The sequence below is a fragment of the Rhodococcus sp. HM1 genome (assembly GCF_023218075.1).
Lineage (GTDB): Bacteria > Actinomycetota > Actinomycetes > Mycobacteriales > Mycobacteriaceae > Rhodococcus.
In genome coordinates, this window is the sequence record NZ_JALPTB010000009.1 from 16,371 (window position 1) to 38,541 (window position 22,171).

General features: G+C 68.3%; 18 protein-coding genes and 1 pseudogene. 11 read left to right on the forward strand and 8 right to left on the reverse strand.

Annotation, left to right across the window (positions count from 1 at the left end; translation table 11 throughout):
- The first annotated feature begins 68 nt into the window (after window positions 1-68).
- From M1M07_RS07110 to M1M07_RS07120, 3 genes are all read left to right on the forward strand, one after another.
- On the forward strand, window positions 69-2,174 hold the full coding sequence (locus M1M07_RS07110) for a VanW family protein (protein ID WP_248673783.1): 2,106 nt from the start codon (window positions 69-71) through the stop codon (window positions 2,172-2,174).
- A gap of 85 nt (window positions 2,175-2,259) precedes the next feature.
- Window positions 2,260-3,681: an aldehyde dehydrogenase family protein gene (locus M1M07_RS07115; protein WP_248673784.1), complete on the forward strand. Its 1,422-nt coding sequence runs from the start codon at window positions 2,260-2,262 to the stop codon at window positions 3,679-3,681.
- A gap of 58 nt (window positions 3,682-3,739) precedes the next feature.
- Window positions 3,740-4,855 (forward strand): NDMA-dependent alcohol dehydrogenase, encoded by a 1,116-nt coding sequence (locus tag M1M07_RS07120; RefSeq protein ID WP_248673680.1) that lies wholly within the window; start codon window positions 3,740-3,742, stop codon window positions 4,853-4,855.
- 136 nt (window positions 4,856-4,991) lie between these two features.
- Here the strand turns inward: M1M07_RS07120 and M1M07_RS07125 are convergent, their stop codons facing one another.
- Window positions 4,992-6,827 (reverse strand): acyl-CoA dehydrogenase, encoded by a 1,836-nt coding sequence (locus tag M1M07_RS07125; RefSeq protein WP_248673681.1) that lies wholly within the window; start codon window positions 6,825-6,827, stop codon window positions 4,992-4,994.
- Window positions 6,828-6,921: 94 nt separating this feature from the next.
- A complete protein-coding gene (locus M1M07_RS07130) occupies window positions 6,922-7,530 on the reverse strand; it encodes a bifunctional 2-polyprenyl-6-hydroxyphenol methylase/3-demethylubiquinol 3-O-methyltransferase UbiG (RefSeq protein ID WP_197256383.1) in 609 nt (202 codons plus the stop codon).
- A 280-nt stretch (window positions 7,531-7,810) separates the two neighbouring features.
- Here M1M07_RS07130 and M1M07_RS07135 point away from each other — a divergent pair, with 280 nt between their 5' ends.
- The 4 genes from M1M07_RS07135 to M1M07_RS07150 all read left to right on the forward strand — a co-directional run bounded on the left by M1M07_RS07135 (window position 7,811) and on the right by M1M07_RS07150 (window position 11,087).
- Window positions 7,811-8,494 carry an alpha/beta fold hydrolase gene (locus M1M07_RS07135; protein ID WP_248673682.1) on the forward strand — a complete coding sequence of 228 codons (684 nt, stop codon included), beginning with the start codon at window positions 7,811-7,813 and terminating at the stop codon, window positions 8,492-8,494.
- Entirely contained in the window at window positions 8,491-8,901 is a 411-nt protein-coding gene (locus M1M07_RS07140; RefSeq protein ID WP_197256387.1) for a Zn-ribbon domain-containing OB-fold protein, read from the forward strand. Before M1M07_RS07135 ends, M1M07_RS07140 begins: the two co-directional genes overlap by 4 nt.
- Before the next feature lie 768 nt (window positions 8,902-9,669).
- Window positions 9,670-10,212: a M23 family metallopeptidase gene (locus M1M07_RS07145; protein ID WP_197256389.1), complete on the forward strand. Its 543-nt coding sequence runs from the start codon at window positions 9,670-9,672 to the stop codon at window positions 10,210-10,212.
- Window positions 10,213-10,514: 302 nt separating this feature from the next.
- A complete protein-coding gene (locus tag M1M07_RS07150) occupies window positions 10,515-11,087 on the forward strand; it encodes a cutinase family protein (protein WP_197256391.1) in 573 nt (190 codons plus the stop codon).
- A 200-nt stretch (window positions 11,088-11,287) separates the two neighbouring features.
- Here M1M07_RS07150 and M1M07_RS07155 read toward each other — a convergent pair whose 3' ends face one another.
- Entirely contained in the window at window positions 11,288-12,376 is a 1,089-nt protein-coding gene (locus M1M07_RS07155) for a DUF4185 domain-containing protein (RefSeq protein WP_248673683.1), read from the reverse strand.
- A gap of 269 nt (window positions 12,377-12,645) precedes the next feature.
- Here M1M07_RS07155 and M1M07_RS07160 point away from each other — a divergent pair, with 269 nt between their 5' ends.
- Together M1M07_RS07160 and M1M07_RS07165 are read left to right on the forward strand one after the other, a co-directional pair.
- A complete protein-coding gene (locus M1M07_RS07160; RefSeq protein ID WP_197256395.1) occupies window positions 12,646-13,668 on the forward strand; it encodes a beta-ketoacyl-ACP synthase III in 1,023 nt (340 codons plus the stop codon).
- Window positions 13,669-13,809: 141 nt separating this feature from the next.
- Window positions 13,810-14,520: pseudogene (locus tag M1M07_RS07165) on the forward strand (HNH endonuclease family protein); the annotation flags it as partial.
- Window positions 14,521-14,573: 53 nt separating this feature from the next.
- Here the strand turns inward: M1M07_RS07165 and M1M07_RS07170 are convergent.
- The gene (locus M1M07_RS07170) at window positions 14,574-16,691 is read right to left on the reverse strand and encodes a thiamine pyrophosphate-dependent enzyme (RefSeq protein ID WP_248673684.1); all 2,118 of its coding nucleotides are present in this window, start codon (window positions 16,689-16,691) and stop codon (window positions 14,574-14,576) included.
- Between the two features lie 74 nt (window positions 16,692-16,765).
- Entirely contained in the window at window positions 16,766-18,112 is a 1,347-nt protein-coding gene (locus M1M07_RS07175; protein ID WP_248673685.1) for a cytochrome P450, read from the reverse strand.
- Window positions 18,113-18,177: 65 nt separating this feature from the next.
- Between M1M07_RS07175 and M1M07_RS07180 the strand changes: the two genes are divergently transcribed.
- On the forward strand, window positions 18,178-18,819 hold the full coding sequence (locus M1M07_RS07180; RefSeq protein WP_197256402.1) for a TetR/AcrR family transcriptional regulator: 642 nt from the start codon (window positions 18,178-18,180) through the stop codon (window positions 18,817-18,819).
- A 3-nt stretch (window positions 18,820-18,822) separates the two neighbouring features.
- On the opposite strand, the gene M1M07_RS07185 is transcribed toward M1M07_RS07180, so the two are convergent.
- Entirely contained in the window at window positions 18,823-19,599 is a 777-nt protein-coding gene (locus tag M1M07_RS07185) for a VOC family protein (RefSeq protein WP_197256404.1), read from the reverse strand.
- A 152-nt stretch (window positions 19,600-19,751) separates the two neighbouring features.
- Here M1M07_RS07185 and M1M07_RS07190 point away from each other — a divergent pair, with 152 nt between their 5' ends.
- A complete protein-coding gene (locus M1M07_RS07190; RefSeq protein WP_231611525.1) occupies window positions 19,752-20,696 on the forward strand; it encodes an alpha/beta fold hydrolase in 945 nt (314 codons plus the stop codon).
- Here M1M07_RS07190 and aroD read toward each other — a convergent pair.
- Window positions 20,683-21,468 carry a type I 3-dehydroquinate dehydratase gene (aroD, locus tag M1M07_RS07195; protein ID WP_248673686.1) on the reverse strand — a complete coding sequence of 262 codons (786 nt, stop codon included), beginning with the start codon at window positions 21,466-21,468 and terminating at the stop codon, window positions 20,683-20,685. The genes M1M07_RS07190 and aroD overlap by 14 nt on opposite strands.
- Before the next feature lie 154 nt (window positions 21,469-21,622).
- The gene (locus M1M07_RS07200; protein WP_197256408.1) at window positions 21,623-22,156 is read right to left on the reverse strand and encodes an SRPBCC family protein; all 534 of its coding nucleotides are present in this window, start codon (window positions 22,154-22,156) and stop codon (window positions 21,623-21,625) included.
- Between the last annotated feature and the right edge of the window lie 15 nt (window positions 22,157-22,171).

Sequence of the window (22,171 nt, forward strand, 5' to 3'; positions counted from 1 at the left end):
TACCCGACACAGCACCTGCCGAGCAGGCACTCGCCGTCGACGACTCGGCGCCGACCGTCGCGATCGACATGTCCGCGATCAGGAACACGCCGCCCGCCCAGCCGGCTGCGTCCGCAGCCGAGCCCCCGACGGAAAGGACGCCGGAAGGCACCGCCTCCGCCGAATCCGACGAGGGCCGTGCGGCGGGAGAATCCGCCGACGACGCGGCGACCGAGGTCGTTCCGGTCGTCGCCGGCGGACCGGTCCCGCCGTCGTCTCCGCCCCCGACACCGCCGGACGGCACCGGCGGATCCCCCTCGCCTGCGGGACCGCCGTGGCGGAAGATCGCGATCGTGGCCGGCGGTGTCGCCGCTGCTCTCGCGGTTCTCTACGGTGTCGATCTCGCAACGTCGTCGGGCAAGGTCCCGCGCGGCGTGACGGTCGCGGGGATCGAGATCGGCGGCGAATCGGTCGACGACGCCGAGGCACTGCTGCGCGACGAACTCGGCCGACGCCTCGAAAACCCCGTGCCCGTCACCGCCGGCGACACCACCGCCGAGGTCGTTCCCGCCCGGGCCGGACTCGAGGTCGACTGGGAGCACACGCTCGATCGCATCGGATCGCAGCCGCTCAATCCGTTCACCCGGCTGGCGTCGCTGTTCGGCACCGACGAGATCGGCGTTGTCTCCGTCCGCGACGACGCGGCACTCACGGACGCTCTCGAAGGAGTGCGTTCGAGCGCCGAACGCGCCCCGCGGGAGGGCACCGTCGTCTTCGAGGGGGCGACCCCGGTCGCGGTGTCTCCGCAACCCGGCCAGAATCTCGATCCCCAGGTCGCGGCGGACGTGTTCGCCGAGAAGTGGGCGTTCGGCGACGTCGCGTTGCCGGTGACCACGCTGGACGTGACCGTCACACCCGAAGCGGTGGACCGGGCACTCACCGAGATCGCGATACCCGCGGTGGCGTCGGACGTGAAGGTCCAGGGTCGCGACAACACGGTCGCGACCTTGCCCCGCGACCGGATCGGCACGATCCTGTCGTTCGTGCCGGACGGCGAGGGCGGCCTGATCCCCGAATACCACTCCGAGGTCGTGGTCGATTTCCTGCGTCCGCAGCTCGCGGAGACCGAGGTCGAACCGAAGGACGCCCGCATCGTCATCGAGGGCGGCGGACCGACGATCGTGCCCGCGGTGAAGGGCGAACTGGTCGACTGGACGAAGACTCTCGAACCGCTGCCCCAGCTGCTGGCCGCGCCGGGCGACCGGACCACCCCGGCCGTGTACGCACCCGTGGATCCCGCGCTCACGACCGAGGCCGCCGAGAAGCTCGGCATCCGCGAGGTCGTCGGCGAATTCACCACCGGTGGCTTCTCCTACGCCTCGGGCGTGAACATCCGCCTTGCCGCTTCCGAGATCGACGGTGCACTCGTCAAGCCGGGAGAAACGTTCTCGCTCAACGGATATACCGGTCCGCGCGGGGCGGCGCAGGGCTACGTCGAGTCCGGCATCATCGAGGCCGGCCGGCCCGGCACGGCCGTCGGCGGCGGCATCAGCCAGCTCGCGACAACCCTCTACAACGCAACGTATTTCGCCGGCATGGAGGACGTCGCCCACACCGAGCACAGCTACTACATCTCGCGGTACCCGGCGGCGCGTGAGGCCACCGTGTTCGAGGGCGCGATCGACCTCCAGTTCCGGAACCCGTTCGACACCGGCGTGCTGATCCAGACCATCGGCACGAGTTCGGACATCACGGTCCGGCTCTGGGGCACGAAGACGGTGGACGTGCAGTCGTTCACCGGGGACCGGACGGCGTTCACGTCACCGAACAAGATCACCCTTCCGGCGGGCGACGCGTGCATTCCGTCGAGCGGCGCGCAGGGCTTCACGGTCAGCGACACCCGCGTGATCACGGATGCGAAGACGGGAGCGCAGCTTTCCCGCACGACGCGCACCGTCAAGTACGACCCGGTTCCGATCGTCGAGTGCATCGAACCGGAGGAAGAGCGCGAGCCCGCTCCGGGACCGGAACGCAACCCCGCCGGCGCGCCCGGGAGCACACCGGAATCCGGTTCGTCGCCGACGACGAGCGGCCGGCCGCAGCCCGGTGCGCAGCCGACGACGAGCAGCGCTCCGGAACCGGAATCCGAGACGGACGAGCCTGCAGTGCCCGACGCATCGGCCGACGAGGAGTAACACGGTCGCGCCGTTCGGGTCCCGATGAGCGGGACATCGGCAGGGCAGGAGTGATGTCGTTCATAGCATCGCCGCTGTGAACACACTGACCGGCACCGAATCCGAACTGCGCGACCTGCTCGAGAGTCAGCGACGGGAGTTCCGTTCGCAGAGAACGAGTTCCGCCGAGGCTCGCCGGGCGCGGATCGAGTCGGTGATCGAGATGGTCGTGGCCCGCCACGACGAGATCGTCGACGCGATCGACGCCGATTTCGGCGGGCGCCACCCGGGATACTCGACCGTCAACGACATCCTCGGATCGCTGACCGCGCTGAAATACGCGCGAGATCACGTGGAGACGTGGATGCAGCCCGAGCAGCGGACGGTGTTCTCCCCGTACGACCAGCTCGGAGCCACCGCCGAGGTGCAGTACCAGCCCAAGGGCTCGGTCGCGATCATCGGCACCTGGAACGCCCCGCTCTTCACGCTCCTGAGTCCGCTCGCCGGCGTGCTGGCAGCGGGCAACCGCGCCGTGCTCAAGCCGTCCGAGATCGTGCCGCGCACCGCGGAGGTGCTGGCGGCGGCGGCCGCGGAGTTCCTCGATCCCCGTGACGTCGCCGTCGTGACCGGTGGACCGGAGATCGCGCAGGCCCTCACCGCCCTGCCGTTCGATCACATCGTGTTCACCGGCAGCGCGGCCGCGGGACGATCGGTGATGGCGAACGCCGCGCTCAACCTCGTGCCGGTCACGCTCGAACTCGGCGGAAAATCCCCGGTGATCGTCGGGCGTTCGGCCGATACGGACACCGCGGCCTTCCGCATCGCGGTGGGCAAGGCGACCAACAGCGGTCAGCTCTGCGTCAACGCCGACACCGTGTACGTCCCGGCGGAACAGCTCGAATCGTTCGTCGCCGCCATCGGCCGGACCTACGGCGAACTGCTGCCCACGATCGCAGGAAACGTCGACGTCACCGCGATCGTCTCCGATCGGCACGCCGCCCGCATCGACGGATACATCAGCGAGGCACAGCAACTCGAAGTACGCGTGGAGGTCGTTCCGTCCGAGCCGATCACCACCGGTGAACGTCGGCGCCCGCTGCGTCTGGTGATCGACCCCCCGGCATCGGCGGCGATCTCCCGGGAGGAGATCTTCGGCCCCGCCATGGTGATCCGCACGTACGACGACCTCGCGGATGTTCTCGACGAGATCAATTCCGGTCCGAAACCGCTGGCGCTCTACTACTTCGGGCACGACGAGGACGAGCAGCGCGCGGTCGTCGAGGGCACGACCTCCGGTGGCGTCACGATCAACGAGGTCATGATGCATGCGGGCATGCTCGACGCACCGTTCGGTGGCATCGGGGAGTCGGGGATGGGCCACTACAACGGCCGCGAGGGCTTCCTCGAATTCAGCCACGCCCGAACCGTGTTCGTCGCTCCGGACTATGACCCGCGTCGCGAATGGGGCATGCTGCCGCCCTACGCCGAGGAATATCGCGCCGCGATGTCGGCGCAGGTGAGCAAGTGATACCGGTGGCTGAACACCACCACATCGGAACCACCACACGAACTTTCGGAGCGATACTGTGAAGACACGTGGCGCGATCATCCGCCGGGCACCCGGTACCTACGAGGTCGCCGATCTCGAACTCGACGAACCGCGGCGCGGTGAACTGACGGTGAAGATGGTCGCTGCGGGCCTGTGCCATTCCGACGACCACATCGCCGTCGGCGACCACGCGGTGGGCAGTTACCCGATCTGCGGCGGACACGAGGGCGCCGGAATCGTCGTTCAGGTCGGCCCCGAGACGCACGGCTGGAGCGAGGGCGACCACGTCGTGTTCTCGTTCCTGGCCGCCTGCGGCCGATGCCGATGGTGCGCAAAGGGACTGCAGAACCTGTGCGACCGCGGCGCCGCCATCATGACCGGGACTCGCCCCGACGACCCCTCGAGCTTCCGCATGAGCCTGGACGGGGTGCCCGTCGCCCAGACGTGCGGATTGTCGACGTTCAGCGAATACACCACCGTCAGCGTCGATTCGGCAGTCAAGGTCGACAAGGACCTGCCGCTCGACAAGCTGTGCCTGCTGGGCTGCGGAGTCGGCACCGGGTGGGGAGCAGCGGTGAACTCCGCCGAGATCTACCCCGGCCAGACGGTCATCGTCCAGGGCATCGGCGGGATCGGCATCAACGCCGTCCAGGGCGCGGCCCACGCCGGCGCGGCCCGGATCATCGCCGTCGATCCCGTGCCGTTCAAGCGGGAGAGCGCGCTGCGGTTCGGAGCCACCCACGCGGTCGCGGACATGGCGGAGGCCACCGAGATCGCGCGTTCGTACACCAACGGACAGGGCGCGGACGCCGCGATCGTGACCGTGGGCGTCACGACCGGTGAGCACATCGCGGCGGCGTTCTCGGTGATCCGCAAGGCAGGAATCTGCGTGGTCACCGGTCTCGGCAAGATGACCGACGTCGGAATCCCGATCAGCCCGATGGAACTGGTGCTCTACCAGAAGCGGCTTCAGGGTTCGCTTTTCGGCGCATCCACACCAACCGCCGACATCCCGTGGATGATCGACCTGTACACGTCCGGGAAGCTGAAGCTCGACGAGCTGATCACCACCACCTACAAGCTCGACGACATCGCCCAGGGCTTCGCCGACATGCACGCGGGCCGAAACCTGCGCGGGGTCGTCGTCTTCTGACACCCCGTGTGCCTTTGTGGCGGTTCCGGGCGCCAGTTGTGCACACCGGCGCGGAGCGCAGCAGTGGCCCCCACCGGGAATCCGGTGGGGGCCACAGCGTGTCAACCCTCCGGGCTCGTCTGCCCGGGCGGCTCGATCAGAACGCCGCTTCGTCGAGCTCCATGATGTCGGTGTCGACGTTGGCGATGATGCTGCGCGCCGCGGTCAGCTCGGGCAGCACGTTCTTGGCGAAGAACGACGCGATCCCGACCTTGCCCTTGTAGAACGGAACGTCCTTCTCGTCGGCGCCGGTATCGAGCGCGGCGAGCGCGATCTCGGCCTGCTTCAGGAGCAGCCAGCCGATGAGCAGGTCGCCGAACGCGAGCAGGTAGCGCACCGAGCCGAGTCCGACCTTGTAGAGCTCGGTCGGCTGCTCCTGGGCGCCCATGAGGAAACCGGTGAGGGTCGCGGTCATGGCCTGCACGTCCTCGAGCGCGGTGGCCAGCAGGGCGCGCTCGGGCTTGAGGCGCTCGTCGGCCGAATCCGAGTCGATGAACTGCTTGATCTGGCCGGCGACGTGCGCCAGGGCGACACCGCGGTCGCGGGCGATCTTGCGGAAGAAGAAGTCCTGCGCCTGGATGGCGGTGGTGCCCTCGTACAGCGAGTCGATCTTCGAGTCGCGGATGTACTGCTCGATCGGGTAGTCCTGCAGGAAGCCCGAGCCACCGAGGGTCTGCAGCGAATCGGTCAGGTACAGGTAGGCGCGCTCCGAACCGCAACCCTTGACGATCGGCAGCAGCAGATCGTTGATGCGGTGCGCGAGGTCGGCGTCGGCGCCGGAGACCTGCTCGGCGACCACGGCGTCCTGGTGAGCGGCGGTGTACAGGTACACGGCGCGCAGACCCTCGGCGTAGGCCTTCTGCATCGCCAGCGAGCGGCGGACGTCGGGGTGGTGGGTGATCGTCACGCGCGGCGCGGTCTTGTCCGCCATCTGCGTGATGTCGGCGCCCTGCACGCGCTCCTTGGCGTAGTCGAGGGCGTTGAGGTAGCCGGTGGACAGCGTGGCGATGGCCTTGGTGCCGACCATCATGCGGGCGTGTTCGATGACGTCGAACATCTGGGCGATGCCGTCGTGGATCTCGCCGACGAGCCAGCCCTTGGCGGGGACGCCGTGGCCGCCGAAGGTGACCTCACAGGTCGCGGAGGCCTTCAGGCCCATCTTGTGCTCGACGTTGGTGACGAACACGCCGTTGCGCTCGCCGAGCTCGTTCTTCTCGAAGTCGAAGTGGAACTTCGGGACGAAGAACAGCGACAGGCCCTTGGTGCCCGGCTTGCCGCCCTCGGGGCGGGCCAGGACCAGGTGGAAGATGTTCTCGAACAGGTCGTCGGAGTCGGCGGAGGTGATGAACCGCTTGACGCCCTCGATGTGCCAGGAGCCGTCGTCCTGCTTGATCGCCTTGGTGCGGCCGGCGCCGACGTCGGAGCCCGCGTCGGGCTCGGTCAGAACCATGGTGGAACCCCAGCCGCGCTCGACGCACGTGGCCGCCCACTTCTTCTGCTCGTCGGTGCCGTTCTCGAAGAGAACACCGGCGAAGGCGGGGCCCGCGGCGTACATGAAGGCGGCCGGCTGGGCACCGAGCATCATCTCGTTGGAGGCCCACAGCAGCGCGCGCGGCGCGTCGGTGCCGCCGATCTCCTCGGGAATACCCATGGACCAGTAGCCCGCGTCCCACCAGGCCCGGAACGCCTTCTTGAAGCCTTCGGGGAGGGAGACGGAGTGGGTCTCGGGGTCGAACACAGGGGGGTTGCGATCGGTGTCGGCGAAGGCTTCGGCGGCCGGACCCTCGGCGAGGGCCTTGACCTCTGCCAGGATGCCTCGGGCGGTGTCCTCGTCGAGATCGCCGAACTTGCCGGCCTCGAGGAGCGTCTGGATCTTCAGGACCTCGAACAGATTGAACTCGAGGTCGCGGAGGTTGCTCTTGTAATGGCCCATCTGTGTCTCCCAGTGCGGTGCGGTCGAGCTGCGGTGTCAAGTACCGCCCAAGTTATTACTCGTCGGTAACATCCCTATGTTACTCGCCAGGCAACTAACTGCCAAGGGCGGATTTCCGCGCGACGACAAGGGCGTCGACAGCAGTTCCGGAATCAGTTTCCCGGGCCCTCCTTTCGGCGACGACAATTTCCAGCCGGCCGTCGATCTCGTCCACTATATCCGTTGGGGTGTAGAGGATTTCGGGGTTCCGAGGGCCTCCGGTTCCGAGTGTGGGATTAGTCGAATCGTGGCCCAGAAATATGAGGATTCCATCAGGTTTCAGGGAATTGATCGCATTGTCGATCAGGCTCGCGCGCTGTGGTGCGGGGAGGTGGAGGAATACCGAGAGAATCAGGTCATATTCACCGTCGAAAGGGTCCTGGGTCACATCCTTCTGGATGTAGCGCAGGCGATCACGGCTGCGCTTGGGCGCCTGAGCGGCGATCCGCCGGGCCTTCTCGAGCGCGACGCCGGAGAAGTCGACACCGTCGACCTCCCACCCGCGCGTAGCGAGCCACAACGAGTGCCGGCCCTCGCCGCACGCCAGATCCAGCGCTCGTCCTTGTGGCAGCGCCGCGGTGAACTCGACGACGACGGGATTCGGCGGAGTACCCCACACCATGTCCGCCGCCGCGTACCGTTCGTCCCAATCCTGTGCGTCCATGCATTTCTCCTATGCCACGCGGTACCCGGGTGCAAGCCGGTTACGCGCTCGACGGTGTATATGCAGGTGGTGACCGACGACAAGTCCGGTTCGACGCTTTTTCGGGACCGACCGGTTTCCTTCTTTCGGAAAAACAGGTATGCCCGCGGGTATAACGACCGTCGCCTTTCCGCAGCCCGGGCGGCATCGTGTGAGGTGCCTCACCAGCTCGACGAAGGTTCACTCGATGCGCTACCCCCACCGCTCGCCGATGCTCCCTGCAGACGGTTCCCATCCGACGATGCACTGGTCCACCGTTCACGTCGACGCCCGTGCGGAGATGTGCGGGGTCCTCGGGCGGGGAACGCCGGTGGTCTTCCTCCCCGAATGCGGGTCGACGCCCTGGACGTACCGGCATGCGCTGGCGACGCTGGCCCGCAGCGCGCGGGTGTATGCCCCGGCGATACCGGGGTTCGCGGCAGCGCCCGGCAGCCCCCTCGAGGAGCGGATGCTGGCGGACTGCTCGAGCTGGCTCGGCCGGTTCCTCGAGGCGGCCGGACTCGGTCCCGTGACCCTCGTCGGGCACTCGTTCGGCGGGGCGCTGGCGATCCGGGCCGCCCACGATCATCCGGATCGCGTGACGCGACTCGTCCTGGTGAACCCCGTCGGCGGCACGAGGTTCGATGGCGTGTCCGACGACGGCGATCGCGACGGAGCCGGCCGCCTCGACCGGACGGCCCGAGGCCGGGAGCCGACCGCTGAGCTGACCCGGCTCGCGGAGCGACGCCTGCCGGTCTCACTGCTGTGGAGCCGCGGAGACCGTCGGGTGCCGCGGGCGAGCCTCGAATCTCTGCGCCGACTGCTGGGGAGTCCGCCGGTGTTCACCGTCCCGGGCGGACACGAATGGCTGCTCTCGGACCCGGAATACTTCGGCAACGCGATGCGCACCGTCCTGGGCGGGTTCCCTGTCGAGGTCGCGGCATGACCGCCCCTGTCTCCGGTCGCGGGCGCATGACCACGCGAGGCGGGAAACTCGTCATCTGGAAATGCCGGGACTGCGCCGTGCTGCTCCCGCCCCTGACCGTCTCCTGCCACTCGTGCGGCCACGGCGACCTCGAGCCTGTCGACTCGGCCGGCGTGGGAGTGATCGTCTCGTGCCGGACCGCCGACCGCGCACCCGACCCGGTGTGCGACGCGCCGTGCCCGTCGGTGATCGCCATCGTCGAACTCGACGAGGGCCCGTGGGTCTATTCGTGGATCGACGGTGCGCTTCCGGTGTCGCCCGATCGGCCGGTGAGGGTGTATTTCCGGTGCACCCAACCGGGGGAGAGATTCCCGATCTTCGAGCCATGTCGTTCCGCTTCTGCCCGACCCGGAAACATCGCCGCATAACGGGCCATGCGGTGGGTGGCGGTGGTGCGGTCGGCCCACGCCGCCTGATCGCGTGATGACGCGTACCGCAACGAATCCCATGCCTCCGGAACCTAGACGCACAGGGCAACACTTCGTGCTGTCGGTTCCGGACGGGTCGCGGTGTCGACGTCGACCCCCCGCCCGGAGCGCCCTGGAGGGTTGAAAACTCTTCGACAGCAGTGCCATACGTGACTTCGAGTGGCCCGGCCGGAGCGGTGTTCCGCTCCGGCCGGGCCTCGCCGGGAAGTGCAACAGGACGCCGTGGTGCGAGTTCCGACTCCGGTTGCCGCTCGGGTGAAACAGCAATCTCACTCCGGTGGCGTGGGTGCGTGTCGGTGCGGCGGCGTGCGTCGATCCCATTCGGTCCGTACGGGTTTGGTCGGCGGGTGATATCATGCTCTGCGTTTTCCGCCGTGATGGAAAGCGTAGAGCATCCACTCCCCGCGTTACGGAGATGTGACCTACGTCATATACTTATCTTCCAGCGAGGGCTGAGTCGGTCGCGGATAGACCGGTGTTCTATACGGTTTCGTCACCAAGCGGTCGGTACGACGACACGCGAAGCCCATTCGAAACCTCGAAAATAGGTATATACCCGGGTAATTCTGACGTTGCCCGTTCCGACCGTTACCGAGACGCTATGTACGTCTCGATTGACGGAAGCTGTCACTGCGCTCCGTAAGCGGCGATGTACATCGCCCCGGTCGAGATCACCACCAATCATCTCGACCGACCGAGGGAACAATCATGGGCAAGCATCGGGTGCAAAGTGTTTCTACCGCAGGACGTTTGATCGCAATTGCTGCAGGAGCGGCTGCTCTCGCAGCAATGAGCGGGATTCTTTCTCCGGGTATGGCAAGTGCGCACGCCGCGTCCGAGGCATCCAACGGATGCGCCTGGGAGTGGCCGGTCGATGGACCGGTGTCGCAAGGGTTCCACGGTGGCCACGACGGCACCGACTTCGCCGTCGGGGTCGGTACGGTGCTGCACGCGCCGACCTCGGGGAGGATCTCGGTGGCCGGCCCGAACGATCCCGGTGGATACGGAACCTACATTCAACTGGAAGCCGACACCGGTGAGCAGATCCAGATGGGCCACCTTTCCCAGACGTGGGTCGGCGTGGGGGTCCACGTCGCCGCCGGTCAGGCGATCGGCGCGACGGGTAACACGGGTAGCTCGACGGGACCACATCTGCACCTGCGCATTCATCGTGGTGGGCCGGTCGACCCCGTGAGCTTCCTGCGGTCCGTCGGTGCGTGCGGCGCGGGTTCGAACGACATCCGAGCCTGATCCGTTTCCGAGCCTGTCTCGGGCCGGCATCGAATTTCTCTGCAGTACCGAGGAACGGGCATCGCGGTGGGCAACGCCCCCGGCATGTCGGAGGCGTTGCCCCCCGGGCGTTCCCGACCGCGTTGCTTCCGAATCGTCACGCCCGTAATACATGTGGCCGAGCAGAAAGGCAGAAGATGATTCGCACGTCCTCGAGAGCGGTAGGCGCGGCACTCCTGGGTCTGGGTGTCGCCGCAGGTGTTGCCGTCGCAACGCCCGCAGTGTCCTCGGCAGCGCCCACGGTGTCCTCGACAACGGCCACAGTGTCCTCGACAACGGCCACAGTGCCCCCGGCCGCGGAATCGTGCGTCGGCACATGGGACGTCGTCGTCGGCGGCTTGACCAACAACACCTCGGTGGGGTTCCTCAACGAGGATCAGCGCGTCGGATACAACTCGTTCGATACCCGGTCCGGTGTGAGGGAACTCGATCGGCTCGTCCGTGCTCATGTTCGGGCATGTCCTGCCGACTTCATCCACGCCGTGGGTTACTCGGGTGGTGCAGCCGTCGTACATCAGTGGGCAACCGAGAACGGGAAGGAGTTCCGCGGCAAAGCCGGCATCGTCCTGATCGGCGATCCCAAGCATCCGGGCGGAACGGGTGGCGTCGGGGGATTTGCGGCCACCGATATGAGGTGGGTGCCGACGCTCGGTGGTGCGAACGACGACTACGGTGGGTTGCCCGCGCTCCGGGTATGCAACGTGCAGCTCAACGGTGGTGACCACATCTGCAACAGCGGTGTCGGCTGGGGCGGATATCTCAGTGGTGTGCACGGCGACTACGACTTCGATGTGAACTCCTACCCCGTCGATGCCGATGGCGTGGTGCTTCGATAGCGGATCCCGGAAGGTTGCCGGGGGCCTCTCGATCGCCGTCGGATCGGTCGGGCACGCCGCCCCACCCGATGCACCGGATGCCGGCACGGCCCGTGACCGCCGGCCCGAAGGGGCAGGCACGAGGACGGGCCGGACACCCGGTGACCCGAACGACCGCTGGAGCGGCACCGTCGAGACCCACACCGAGGGCGCGTGACGCCTCAGCGGTGCAGAGTCGTGTGCATCAGCAGCACGTTGTAGTTCTGATGCACGGTGGTCAGGAAGTACAGATCCGGACCCGACGACCACGGATGGATGTACGCGCCGTACGCGCTCGGAAGCTCGCGGGTGTCGACGATGACCTCCGGCGGGCTCCACGGACCCGTCACCGACGAGGCACGGCGCATCACCACGGAATTGTGCGCGTCGGTGGTGAGCATCAGGAACTGACCGAGATAGTCGTTCCATTGCACGGACAGCTCGGCGACCCCGTCGCCCATGAGCGGGCGCGCCGCGTTCACGTCGCGCACCCACGCGCCGCCGTCCCAATACTCGTAGGCGCCGAGATCGCGGATCTGCGCCTCGGGGACGCGCGCCAGGTGCACGAGACCGCCGCGACCCGGAGGAGTGCCGTACTGGTAGACGAAGCCGTCGCGCTTCAAGAACGCGCTCATCTGGAAGTTGCGGTTGCCGCCCTCGCTGGGACGTACCGTCTCCGGGGCCGGAGCCCAGTTCTCGCCGTTGTCGTTCGAGAAGATCAGCCCGGAGTAGTTCGTCTCCCAGGTTCCCGCCGGTCCCCAGTTCTTCACCGACATCGCGCTGAGGTATTGGGTGTCACCGACCGCGATACCCGCGGTCGGTATCCGGCTGATCTCGACGAACGGGATCTTCGGGCTCGGAATCAGCTCCTTGGCCTGGCCGAACGCGTCCGTCACGGCACTGCTGAAGTCCATGCCGTTGGACAGGTCGCGGTCGGTGCTGCGGAACAGCACGTTGCTGCGCCACGCCCACAGGCTGCCCGAGAGCAGGTTGGGCAGGCCGAGGCCTGCGGTGTCACCGAACGCCGTGAGGATCTCGCCGCGGCCGTTGTCCCACATGATGCCGAGGTCGGTACCGAGGACGTTGAGGTCCTGCGTCCGGTTCTGGCTGAGGATGCCGGTCTGTTGCGCGACCGCCCGGGCCCGTCCGCCGAGCTGTGGCACGCCGTTCACGCCGTTCAGGCCCGGGATCGGATTGATCGCATTGGGGTTGGCGGACGCGAGCGCCGCCCCCAGTGTCAGTGTCAGCGCGGTGACCGTAACGGTCGTCACGCAGTATCGGACCAAAGTTCGCATTTTTCCCCCGAACAGATGCACAGCGCCGGACGCTAGCAGCTGCCGCGCCGAGAGTGTGAGTCAATCCCGGAACTTGTCGATCTTGTGATCCGGGACGCAGCCGACCGGGGTCGCACGCCCCTGCGATTCGAGGTGGGAAGTGCCTACCACAAGGACGGTGACCCCGGGCACAATTTCGCTACGCGTTACCGTATTGAGGTTGTCGTGCACTGACACGCAGTGCCCGAAGAAGAGGAGTTCGCCTGATGGGTGCACAGATTGCCGGTCCCGCCCCGCTGCGGAACACCGCATTGCTCGGGCTGGGCGTGCACCGCCCCGAGCGAGTCGTCACCAACGCGGAGATCTGCGAGCTGATCGACTCGAGCGACGAGTGGATCCAGTCGCGTTCCGGCATCAAGTCGCGGCGTTTCGCCAAGGCTCACCCCGAAGAATCGGTCACCGATATGGCGGTGTCCGCCGGCGCCAAGGCCCTCGAGGCCGCGCGCATGGCGGGGGCCCAGATCGACACCGTCATCGTGGCGTGCTCGACCTATCCGCTGCAGACCCCGCAGTGCGCGGCGATCGTCGCGGACCGTCTCGGCACCGGCGGGGCCGGCGCCCTCGACATCGCCGCCGGCTGCGCCGGTTTCTGCTACGCCCTCGGCGTCGCCTCGGACCTGGTCCGGGCCGGTTCCGCCGAGCACGTGCTGGTGATCGGTGTCGAGCGCATGAGCGACGCCACCGAGCCCACCGACCGCACCGTGCGCTTTATCTTCGGTGACGGTGCCGGCGCCGTGGTCGTCGGAGCATCCGACGAGGTCGGCATCGGACCGACCGTGTGGGGTTCGGACGGCAAGCAGGGCAACGCGATCCGCCAGGAGCCGGACTGGGTCGACTTCGCCCAGAACCCGGACCAGAAGCGCCCGTGGATCATCATGGAGGGCACCGCCGTGTTCCGCTGGGCCGCGTTCGAGATGAGCAAGTTCGCGCGGCAGATCGCCGACAAGGCCGGGGTCGCGCTCACCGACCTCGACGCGTTCGTCCCGCACCAGGCGAACCTGCGCATCAACGACGTCATCGTCAAGCAGCTCGAGCTTCCGGACACCGTCGCGGTCGCGGACGACATCATCGAGACCGGCAACACCTCCGCCGCGTCGATCCCGCTCGCGATGGAGAAGATGCTGCGGACCGGTCAGGTCGAGGAAGGTGACACCGCGCTGCTCCTCGCGTTCGGTGCCGGCCTGTCCTACGCGGGCCAGGTCGTGAAGATGCCGCGTCTGGCTCAGTAGGTGTCCCAGGCCGACCGGCCGTCGCTGCGGCGATGGCTGTGGATCGTCGGCCTCGCGGTCCTGATCGTCGTCGCCTTCGTCGCGCTCGCTCCCGGTGGGCGCGACGAATCCGACGCGGTCACGGCCGAGGGGCTCACCTCGGTGCCACGCTCGTGGACCCCGACGCCCACGGGACCGGTCACCTCCACCTGGCGGCCCAGCGGGAGTCCGTCGGCGACGCCGACGTGGCGTCCCTCCGCGACCCCGACCGCCGCGACCCCTTCTGCGGCAGCTCCGGAGCCCGCGGTCTCGCCGGCTCTGGCGACGCTCGCGACCCTGCCGGTCAAGGGACGTGCCCCGAAGACCGGCTACGACCGGGAGCTGTTCGGAAGCGCGTGGACGGACGACGTGACCGTCCAGTTCGGGCGCAACGGCTGCGACACCCGCAACGACATCCTCAAGCGCGACCTGATCGACCTCTCGCTGGTGCCCGCGACCCGTGACTGCACGGTCCGGACCGGCACGCTGAACGACCCGTACACCGGCCGGACGATCTTCTTCCAGCGCGGTGCCGACACGTCGGCGGCGGTGCAGATCGATCACATCGTCGCGCTGTCGGATGCGTGGCAGAAGGGCGCCCAGCAGCTCGACGAGCAGACCCGCCGCAATCTCGCGAACGACCCGCGCAACCTGCAGGCCGTCGACGGCCCGACCAACCAGGGCAAGGGGGACTCGGACGCCGCGTCGTGGCTGCCGCCGAATCGGGCGTACCGGTGCACCTACGTGTCCCGCCAGATCGAGGTGAAGGCCGCGTACGGGCTGTGGGTCACCCCGGAGGAACGCGACGCGATGACCCGGGTCCTGTCCGAGTGCTGACGTCGGTGTGCCTTTCCGGCGGTCCCCACCGCCAGAAAGGCACACCGGCGCTACAGCGCACCGGCGATGTCGTCCTCGGACAGCAGCACGGCGCTCGCGGCGGGCCCCAGCGGCACGAAGCTGTCACGGCTGGTGACCCGCCGGACCTCGCCCTCGTATCCGGCGTCGGCCAACGCGGTGACCACCCCCTCGGACACCCCGCCGCTGCGGCGGGTCTCGTCGACGACCAGCACCCGCGGGAACCGTTCGGCATGCTCGACGAGCGCCGCGACGGGCAGCGGGGCGATCCATTGCAGATCCAGAACCGTGACGTCGAGCCCGCGCGCGGCGGCCCGATGCGCGGCGCGCAGGCACATGCGGACCCCGTTCCCGAACGTCACCAGCAGTGCGTCGGTGCCGTCACCGTAGGTCTGCACCTCGCCGGGTTGCACCGCCGCCGGATCTGGGACCTGCGCCCACAGGCCGTCGCCGTCCTCGTAGAGATCCCGCTGGTGATACAGCGCGATCGGTTCGACGAACACGCACACCCGTCCGGTGCTGCGGGCCAACTCGACGCACGTGCGCAGCAGCGCCCCGGCGTGGGCGGGCCGGCTCGGCACCGCGACCGTCAGCCCCGGGATGTCGCGCAGCACGGTGAGGGAGTTGTCGTTGTGGAAGTGCCCGCCGAAGCCCCGCTGATAGGCCAGGCCGGCGATGCGCACCACCATCGGGTTCTGGTAACTGCCGTCGGAGAAGAACTTCAGCGTCGCCGCTTCCCCGCGCAGTTGGTCCTCGGCGTTGTGTAGATAGGCGAGGTACTGGATCTCCGGGATGGGCAGCAGCCCGGCGACCGCGAATCCGAGGGCGGTTCCGAGAATCGTCTGCTCGTCGAGCAGGGTGTCGAACACGCGCAGCGGGCCGAATCGTTTTGCCAGCCCGCGGGTCACACCGTAGACACCGCCCTTGACGGCCACGTCCTCCCCGAACACGCACACCTGCGGCATCTGCTCGAGGAGGTCGCCCAGGGTGCGGCCGACGGCCTGCGCAAGAGTGAGCGGCTCCTGAGGTACCGGACCCGGATCGTCCGGGATCCGGGGGTGGCCGTGCGTGTGGAGCGGCCGCACGACCTCCGCGACCGACGTCATCCTCGGTGGCGTTCCGAGGTCGGCGAGCACATCGCCGACGGACCGACGCGACCGCTCGTACCGCTCGAGGATCTGTTCGGGGGAGAGGATCCCGCGGCCGACGAGTTCGCGTGCGGTGCCGAGCAACGGGTCGCGCGCGTAGTCACCGGTAATCTCCGCCGGGCTGCGATAGGCCGACTCGGCATCCGATCCGGCATGCCCGAGATAGCGGACCGCCTTCAGGTGCAGGATCGCCGGCACGCGCGAGGTGCGAACGGACACAAGCATTTCCGACGCTGCGGTGAGCGCGTCGACCGGATCGGCCCCGTCCACCATCCGGTATCCGACACGCGGATACGACGCGAGTGTCCGCTCCACCCACCCGACCGGACTGCGCACGCTGATACCGAATCCGTTGTCCTCGCAGACGAACAGGATCGGCAACGGCAACCCGCGATGAGCCAGGTACGCGGCGGTGTTGAGCGCACCCACCGCCGTGGAGTGATTCACCGACGCATCCCCGAAACTGCACAACACCACCGAATCCGCGGGCCACGGACAGTCGATGCCCAGACGCGGCATCCGCGCCAGAGCCAAAGCGAGCCCGACCGCGCGCGGCAGATGCGAGGCGATCGTCGACGTCTGCGGCAGCACGTTCAGGGCGGCGTTCCCGAACACCTTGTGGCGACCACCGGAGATGGGATCCAGCGTCGACGCGGCGCAACCGGCCAGCACGTCCCGGATCGGGGTGCTGCCGGGCACCAGTGACGCGCGGGCCGCGTAGAACCCGCCCGACCGGTAGTGCAACAGCGCAGGATCCGTCACGCGCGCGGCCAGACCCAGCGCCGCGTTCGACTCGTGCCCCGCCGAACCGATCGTGTAGAAACCCTCCCCGCGCCGCTGCATGTCGCGGGCCGCGAAATCGAGGTGCCGCGACTGGGCCTGGGCGTCGAAGTAGTGCAGCAGCAATTCGTCGCTCACCCGGCGGTCGGGGCGATGCTCGACCGCCGGCGCCAGCGACCGCACGGTTTCGGTGAAGTACTCGTCGAGCGGTTCTGCAGGCATGTTTCCGTCGTACGCCCTCGCGTCGCGCGGCGGACCGTTTTCCGATTACCCGGTGCCGTGGCGGCGGCGCGGGGTCAACGTCGGCGCAGATCGATCGGCTGGCCGTCCGACGGGAACGGGAGCGACGTGAAGTTCATGGGTGCGACGTAGTCGGCGGGCACGTGCCAGTGATACCCGAGCAGCAGGTGGTGCAGGACCGTCTTGACCTCCGCGCTCGAGAAGTACATGCCCAGGCAACGGTGTACGCCGCCGCCGAACGGCGACCACGCGTACTTGTGGACGCGATCCTCGCGGCGCTCGGGAGAGAACCGACCGGGATCGAATCGCTCGGGATCGGGCCACAATTCGGGCATGTGGTGGGTGTAGTGCAGTCCGACGTTGAGCAGCGTTCCGCGGGGAATGTAGTGACCGAGGATCTCGGTGTCCGCGACCGCGCGCCGCACGATCCCGGGCACCGGGGTGACGAGGCGCTGGCATTCCTTGATCACCAGATCCAGGCTCGTGAGCTCCTCGAGCTGGTCCAGGGTGGGGGTGGTGGTGCCGAGTGCTTCGGATTCCTCGCGGCACACCTGCTGCCACTCCGGGAACTGCCCGAGATACTGCATCGCGGTCGACAGGGTGATGGTCGAGGTGTCGTGCGCGGCCATCATCAGGAAGATCATGTGATTGACCACGTCGTCGTCCGTGAAGCGTTGCCCGTCCTCGGATTCGACATGGCACAGCGCGGTGAACAGGTCGTCGCCGTTGCCGGCCCGGCGCGCGGGCAGATACCGACGGAAGAACTCCTCGAGGCGTCGGCGCCCGACGACGCCGCGTCGCCAGCGCGTGCCGGGCAGCGGGTAGCGCACGATCGCGGTCGCGGCCTGTACGCATCCGATGAACGCCTTGTTGACCTCGGCCATCTCCTGGTGCGACGAGCCTTCGGCCCCGCCCATGAAGATGGATGTCGCGAGCCCGAGCGTGAGTTCCTTCAACGCCGGGTAGGCGCGGAAATCGGTTTGCGGAGACCAGTTTTCGAGCGCCTTCTCGACGGCGGGATGCAGGGATCGGGTGTATCCGGCCAGCCGGTCGCGGGTGAACGCCTGCTGCATGATGCGCCGGTGCGCGGTGTGTTCGTCGCCGTCGAGCAGCATCAGGCCGCGGTCGAAGAACGGACCGATGAGCACCCGCCAGCCCGGCCCGTTGGCCAGGGCGCGGTCGCGGTTCTGCAGGGCGGCGCCGCACGCATCGGGGCCGAGCAGCACCACCCACGGGTTCCCGGCGAACCGGAACCACGAGACCGGCCCGTATCGGCGGTAGCGGCGGTCGTTCGTCCCGACCGGGTCGCGCATGTAGTCCAGGCTGTAGCCGACGTACGGCAGGCCGCCGTCCCCGGGGACCGCGGTGAGCCCCGGAGGTGGATCGGCAAGCACCTTCGTCACGTGGATCTCCCTCGCGGAGGCGGATCTGACAGGACTCGATGTCACTTCACTGTAGCGTGATCGGCATGCCCGTAACCGGAGAATCGACGACGAGCCGGCCCGCCCGCAGATATCGCGGCCGAAGCGCCGCCGAACGTGCCGCCGAACGCCGCGAACGACTGCTCGAGGCGGGCCTGACCGTCTTCGGCGGTGAAGTGGACCCCAAGGCGACGATGACCGCCATCTGCCAGGAGGCCGGGCTCACCGAACGGTACTTCTACGAGAGTTTCACCGGCCGCGACGAGCTGCTCGTCTGCGTCGTCGAGCGGATCGCCGACGAAATCCGCGACCGCGCGCTCGCCGCCCTCGCCGAGACCGAGCACAGTCCCGAGGAACGGGCGCGAGCCGCGATCGCGGCGTTCGTCGCCGTGCTCACCGACGATCCGCGCAAGGGGCGCATCGCCGTCGTCGAATCCGCCGCGACAGAACCGCTGCGGACCCGGCGCCGCGAGTTGCTGCTGCAGTTCGCGCATCTCGTCGCGCTGGAGTCGCGGGAACTGTGGGGCGAGAGCGCGTTGCAGCCGCCGTACGACGAAGTCTCCGCGCTGCTGTTCGTCGGAGGCCTCGCCGAGGTGATGACGGCATGGCTGCGCGGCGAGGTCGACGTGACGCCCGAGCAGATCGTCGACGCCGCGACCCGCCACTACCTGGTCACGGCGCACCGATGATCGCTACGTCGACGGCGCCTGGTTGATCTGCAGCCGCGCGCCGAGAGGATCGGCGATCGTGGCCATGCGACCGAACGGCGTGTCCTCGGCCGCGCGTTCGACGGTGCCGCCGAGCCGGGTCACGGCCTCCGATGTCGCGTCGGCGTCCTCGACACCGATGTAGAGCTGCCAGAACGACGGCACACCCTCGGGGAGGAAACCGGACGCGTCCATGATCCCGGCAATGTCGTCGCCGCCGATCTTGCCGGTCGAGTACCGGAAGTCGCCCGAGTCGCTCATCGGCTGGACGTCCCAGCCGAACACGTCCCGGTAGAAGTCGAGGGACGCGGCATAGTTGCGCGACATCGTTTCGAACCACACCGGCGCGCCGGGTTCGCTGTCGAACCCGAACCCGTGGTGCTGATCGGCCTGCCACACCCCGATCACGGCACCGGCGGCGTCGGCGAGGATCGCCATGGTGCCCTGGTCGCCGACCTTCATCGCGGGCATCAGAACCTGGCCGCCCGACTCGGCGGCCTTCCGTGCGGTGGCGTCGGCGTCGTCGGAATCGAGGTAGACCGTCCACACGTCGCCGTACGGGTTGGCCGGCTGCTGCGGACCGAGACCGGCGATCGGCGCGCCGCGGTGACTGAAGATGGTGTACCCGCCGTACTGCGGGTCCTCGTTGGTGTCGGCCTGCCAGCCGAAGAGTTCGGTGTAGAACGCGATGGCCCGTTTCGTGTCGGAACTGGTGAGATCGATCCAACCGGGTGTGCCTGTGCGGGACTGATGTTCGGCCATGACGGCCTCCTGTCTTCCTGTGGGAGCGGAGTCGTGCGAGTGGATCCGAGCGGTCGCGAATCACGCTACGCGCGGGGTCCGACAAGTTCCGGTGAAGCGCAGATCGCACCTGGGCATGGAGGTGAGCCCGATCACGTGCCATGCTGTCGCGCATGGTAGACGTCGCACGTCCGAAATTGGAGGGGACCGTCGCGGTGGGGCGGGGGCGCCGGATCGGGTTCGCCGAGTTCGGTTCCGCGCAGGGCCGCACGGTGTTCTGGCTGCACGGCACACCCGGCGCGCGCCGGCAGATCCCGGTCGAGGCCAGGGCCTTCGCCGAGAACATGAACGTCCGGTTGATCGGCATCGACAGGCCGGGGATCGGTTCGTCCACGCCGCACCGCTACGAGAACGTCCTTGCGTTCACCGAGGACCTGGAGACGATCGCCGACACCCTCGGGGTGGGCCGGATGGCGGTCGTCGGACTGTCCGGGGGCGGCCCGTACACGCTGGCCGCGGCGTACGCGATGCCCGATCGGGTCGTCGCCGCGGGCGTGCTCGGCGGGGTGGCGCCCGTCGTCGGCCCGGATGCCATCGACGGCGGGCTGATGAAGTTGGGCACGTTCGTGGCACCGCTGCTCGAGGTCGGTGGGTTGCCCGCGGGGGTCGTACTGAGTTCGCTGATCCGGCTGGTCCGCCCGCTCGGATCGCCGATCATCGACCTGTACGGCCGGCTGTCGCCGGAAGCGGACCGCCGCCTGCTGGCCCGCCCCGAGTTCAAGGCGATGTTCCTCGACGACCTGCTCAACGGCAGCCGCAAGCAGATGGCCGCGCCGTTCGCGGATGTCGTGGTCTTCGCCCGCGACTGGGGGTTCCGGGTGTCCGACGTCAAGACACCGGTGCGCTGGTGGCACGGCGACACCGACCACATCATCCCGTTCGAACACGGCCTGCACATGGTCGATCTGCTGCCCGACGCCCAGTTCCACCACCTGCCCGGGGAGAGTCACCTCGGCGGACTCGGGGTTTCGGAGGAGATCCTGCGGTCGCTGCTGGACATCTGGGACGCCACCGCCCCGGAGGACGGAAAGCAACAGGACCCGGTCAGCCGGTCGTGAGGGCGCGGTCGAGCAGGTTCAACGCGACCTTCAGGTCGGCGGCGTCGACCTGCCCGGGCGCCGACGCCTTGCCGACCATCCCGAACGTCGCGGCCGAACCGAACACCTGACCGGCCAGCCGGGAGACGACGCCGAGCCCGCCCATCGCCATCGTGACGATGGGCCGGTCGGCGTGTTCCTCGTGCATCGTGCGGGTCGCGTCGAGCAGGGTCACCACGTCGGCGGCGCCGCGCGGCATCACCGCGATCTTGCAGATGTCGGCGCCCAGATCCTGCATCGCGACCAGCCGCGCGACGATCTCGTCCTTCGCGGGGGTGCCCTCGAAATCGTGGTTCGACGCGACCACCGCGACCTTCCGTGCGTGCGCCGCGGCCACGATCCGGTCGACGGCTGCCCGGTCGCGGCGGTATTCGACGTCGACCAGGTCGACGGCCCCGGATTCGGCGAGCGCGACGTTCGAGTCGGCGTACGCGTCGTCGGTCAGGTCGGCCTCGCCGCCTTCGTGCCGGGTGCGGCACGTGGCGAGCAGGGGGATCCCGCTGAGGTGCCCGGCGAGGACGCGGGCCTGCTCGACGACGCTCGCGGTGTCGGTGATGGTGTCGAAGAAGTCCGTGCGCCATTCGACGATGTCGACGTCGACGCCGGTCAGCGCCTCGACCTGGGTGCGCAGTTCGTCGGGGGTGCGACCGGTGATCGGCACGATGATCTTGGGTGTGCCCTCGCCGATCGTGACGTTCTTCACCCGGACCGGCGTGATCGCCCTGCCACCCACTGCTGACTCCCGTCGTCGACTCCGGCACCCATTCGATCGGAAGCCCGCCGGCGCCCGATGCCCGAGCGAATGTACCGCTCGTCTCCTTCAATCGACCGAACGATACATTCGCTCGGAAAAACGGCCGGATCCGTGCCCGCCCGCACTGCAGGGATCACGATCCGCCGCGGAGTCGCTTGCTGTACGCCTCGTACAGTTCGGTCCAGCCGAGGTCGAGAGCGTCGCGCCCGACGATCGGCCCGGGGGAGCGGTGCTCCATCACCTCCTGCAGCACGTCGAGACACATGTGCCAGCCCGCGGCGAGCTCGGCCGAGGTGTCCGGCCCGGTGACGGTGTGCTGCAACGTCAGCGTGCATCCGCCGGGGCGGGGTGTGATCTCCCAGCGCAACCAGTCCTCATCCCACCGGTGTTCGAGCACGTGCGGGGTGCCCGCGGCGACGACGGTGCCGTCGAACTCGGTGGCTTCGTCGCCGTCGACGACGATCAGCGTCGCCGGCCCCACGGTGCCGAGATGCCGTTCCGGCCGGTACGGCGCCCACTGCACGACCTGCGCCGGATCGGTCAGGGCCACCCACACCACGTCCGGGAACTGCGGGAAGTCACGGCTGAACACGAGGGTCCACTGGTCGCCCGCATCGATCACCTCGGCGGACTGGAGGGGGCTCGGCCGGTAGTCGCGAATCGCCATCGGACGGTGCTCCTC

Bases quoted from the DNA above. Each gene is read 5' to 3' on its own strand.
- M1M07_RS07140 (WP_197256387.1), top strand. From the start codon at position 8,491: ATGACCGCCCCTGTCTCCGGTCGCGGGCGCATGACCACGCGAGGCGGG.
- M1M07_RS07130 (WP_197256383.1), bottom strand. From the start codon at position 7,530: ATGGACGCACAGGATTGGGACGAACGGTACGCGGCGGCGGACATGGTG.
- M1M07_RS07135 (WP_248673682.1), top strand. From the start codon at position 7,811: ATGCACTGGTCCACCGTTCACGTCGACGCCCGTGCGGAGATGTGCGGG.
- M1M07_RS07170 (WP_248673684.1), bottom strand. From the start codon at position 16,691: ATGCCTGCAGAACCGCTCGACGAGTACTTCACCGAAACCGTGCGGTCG.
- M1M07_RS07200 (WP_197256408.1), bottom strand. From the start codon at position 22,156: ATGGCGATTCGCGACTACCGGCCGAGCCCCCTCCAGTCCGCCGAGGTG.
- M1M07_RS07190 (WP_231611525.1), top strand. From the start codon at position 19,752: ATGGTAGACGTCGCACGTCCGAAATTGGAGGGGACCGTCGCGGTGGGG.
- M1M07_RS07160 (WP_197256395.1), top strand. From the start codon at position 12,646: ATGGGTGCACAGATTGCCGGTCCCGCCCCGCTGCGGAACACCGCATTG.
- M1M07_RS07110 (WP_248673783.1), top strand. From the start codon at position 69: ATGTCCGCGATCAGGAACACGCCGCCCGCCCAGCCGGCTGCGTCCGCA.
- M1M07_RS07180 (WP_197256402.1), top strand. From the start codon at position 18,178: ATGCCCGTAACCGGAGAATCGACGACGAGCCGGCCCGCCCGCAGATAT.
- M1M07_RS07185 (WP_197256404.1), bottom strand. From the start codon at position 19,599: ATGGCCGAACATCAGTCCCGCACAGGCACACCCGGTTGGATCGATCTC.
- M1M07_RS07145 (WP_197256389.1), top strand. From the start codon at position 9,670: ATGGGCAAGCATCGGGTGCAAAGTGTTTCTACCGCAGGACGTTTGATC.
- M1M07_RS07125 (WP_248673681.1), bottom strand. From the start codon at position 6,827: ATGGGCCATTACAAGAGCAACCTCCGCGACCTCGAGTTCAATCTGTTC.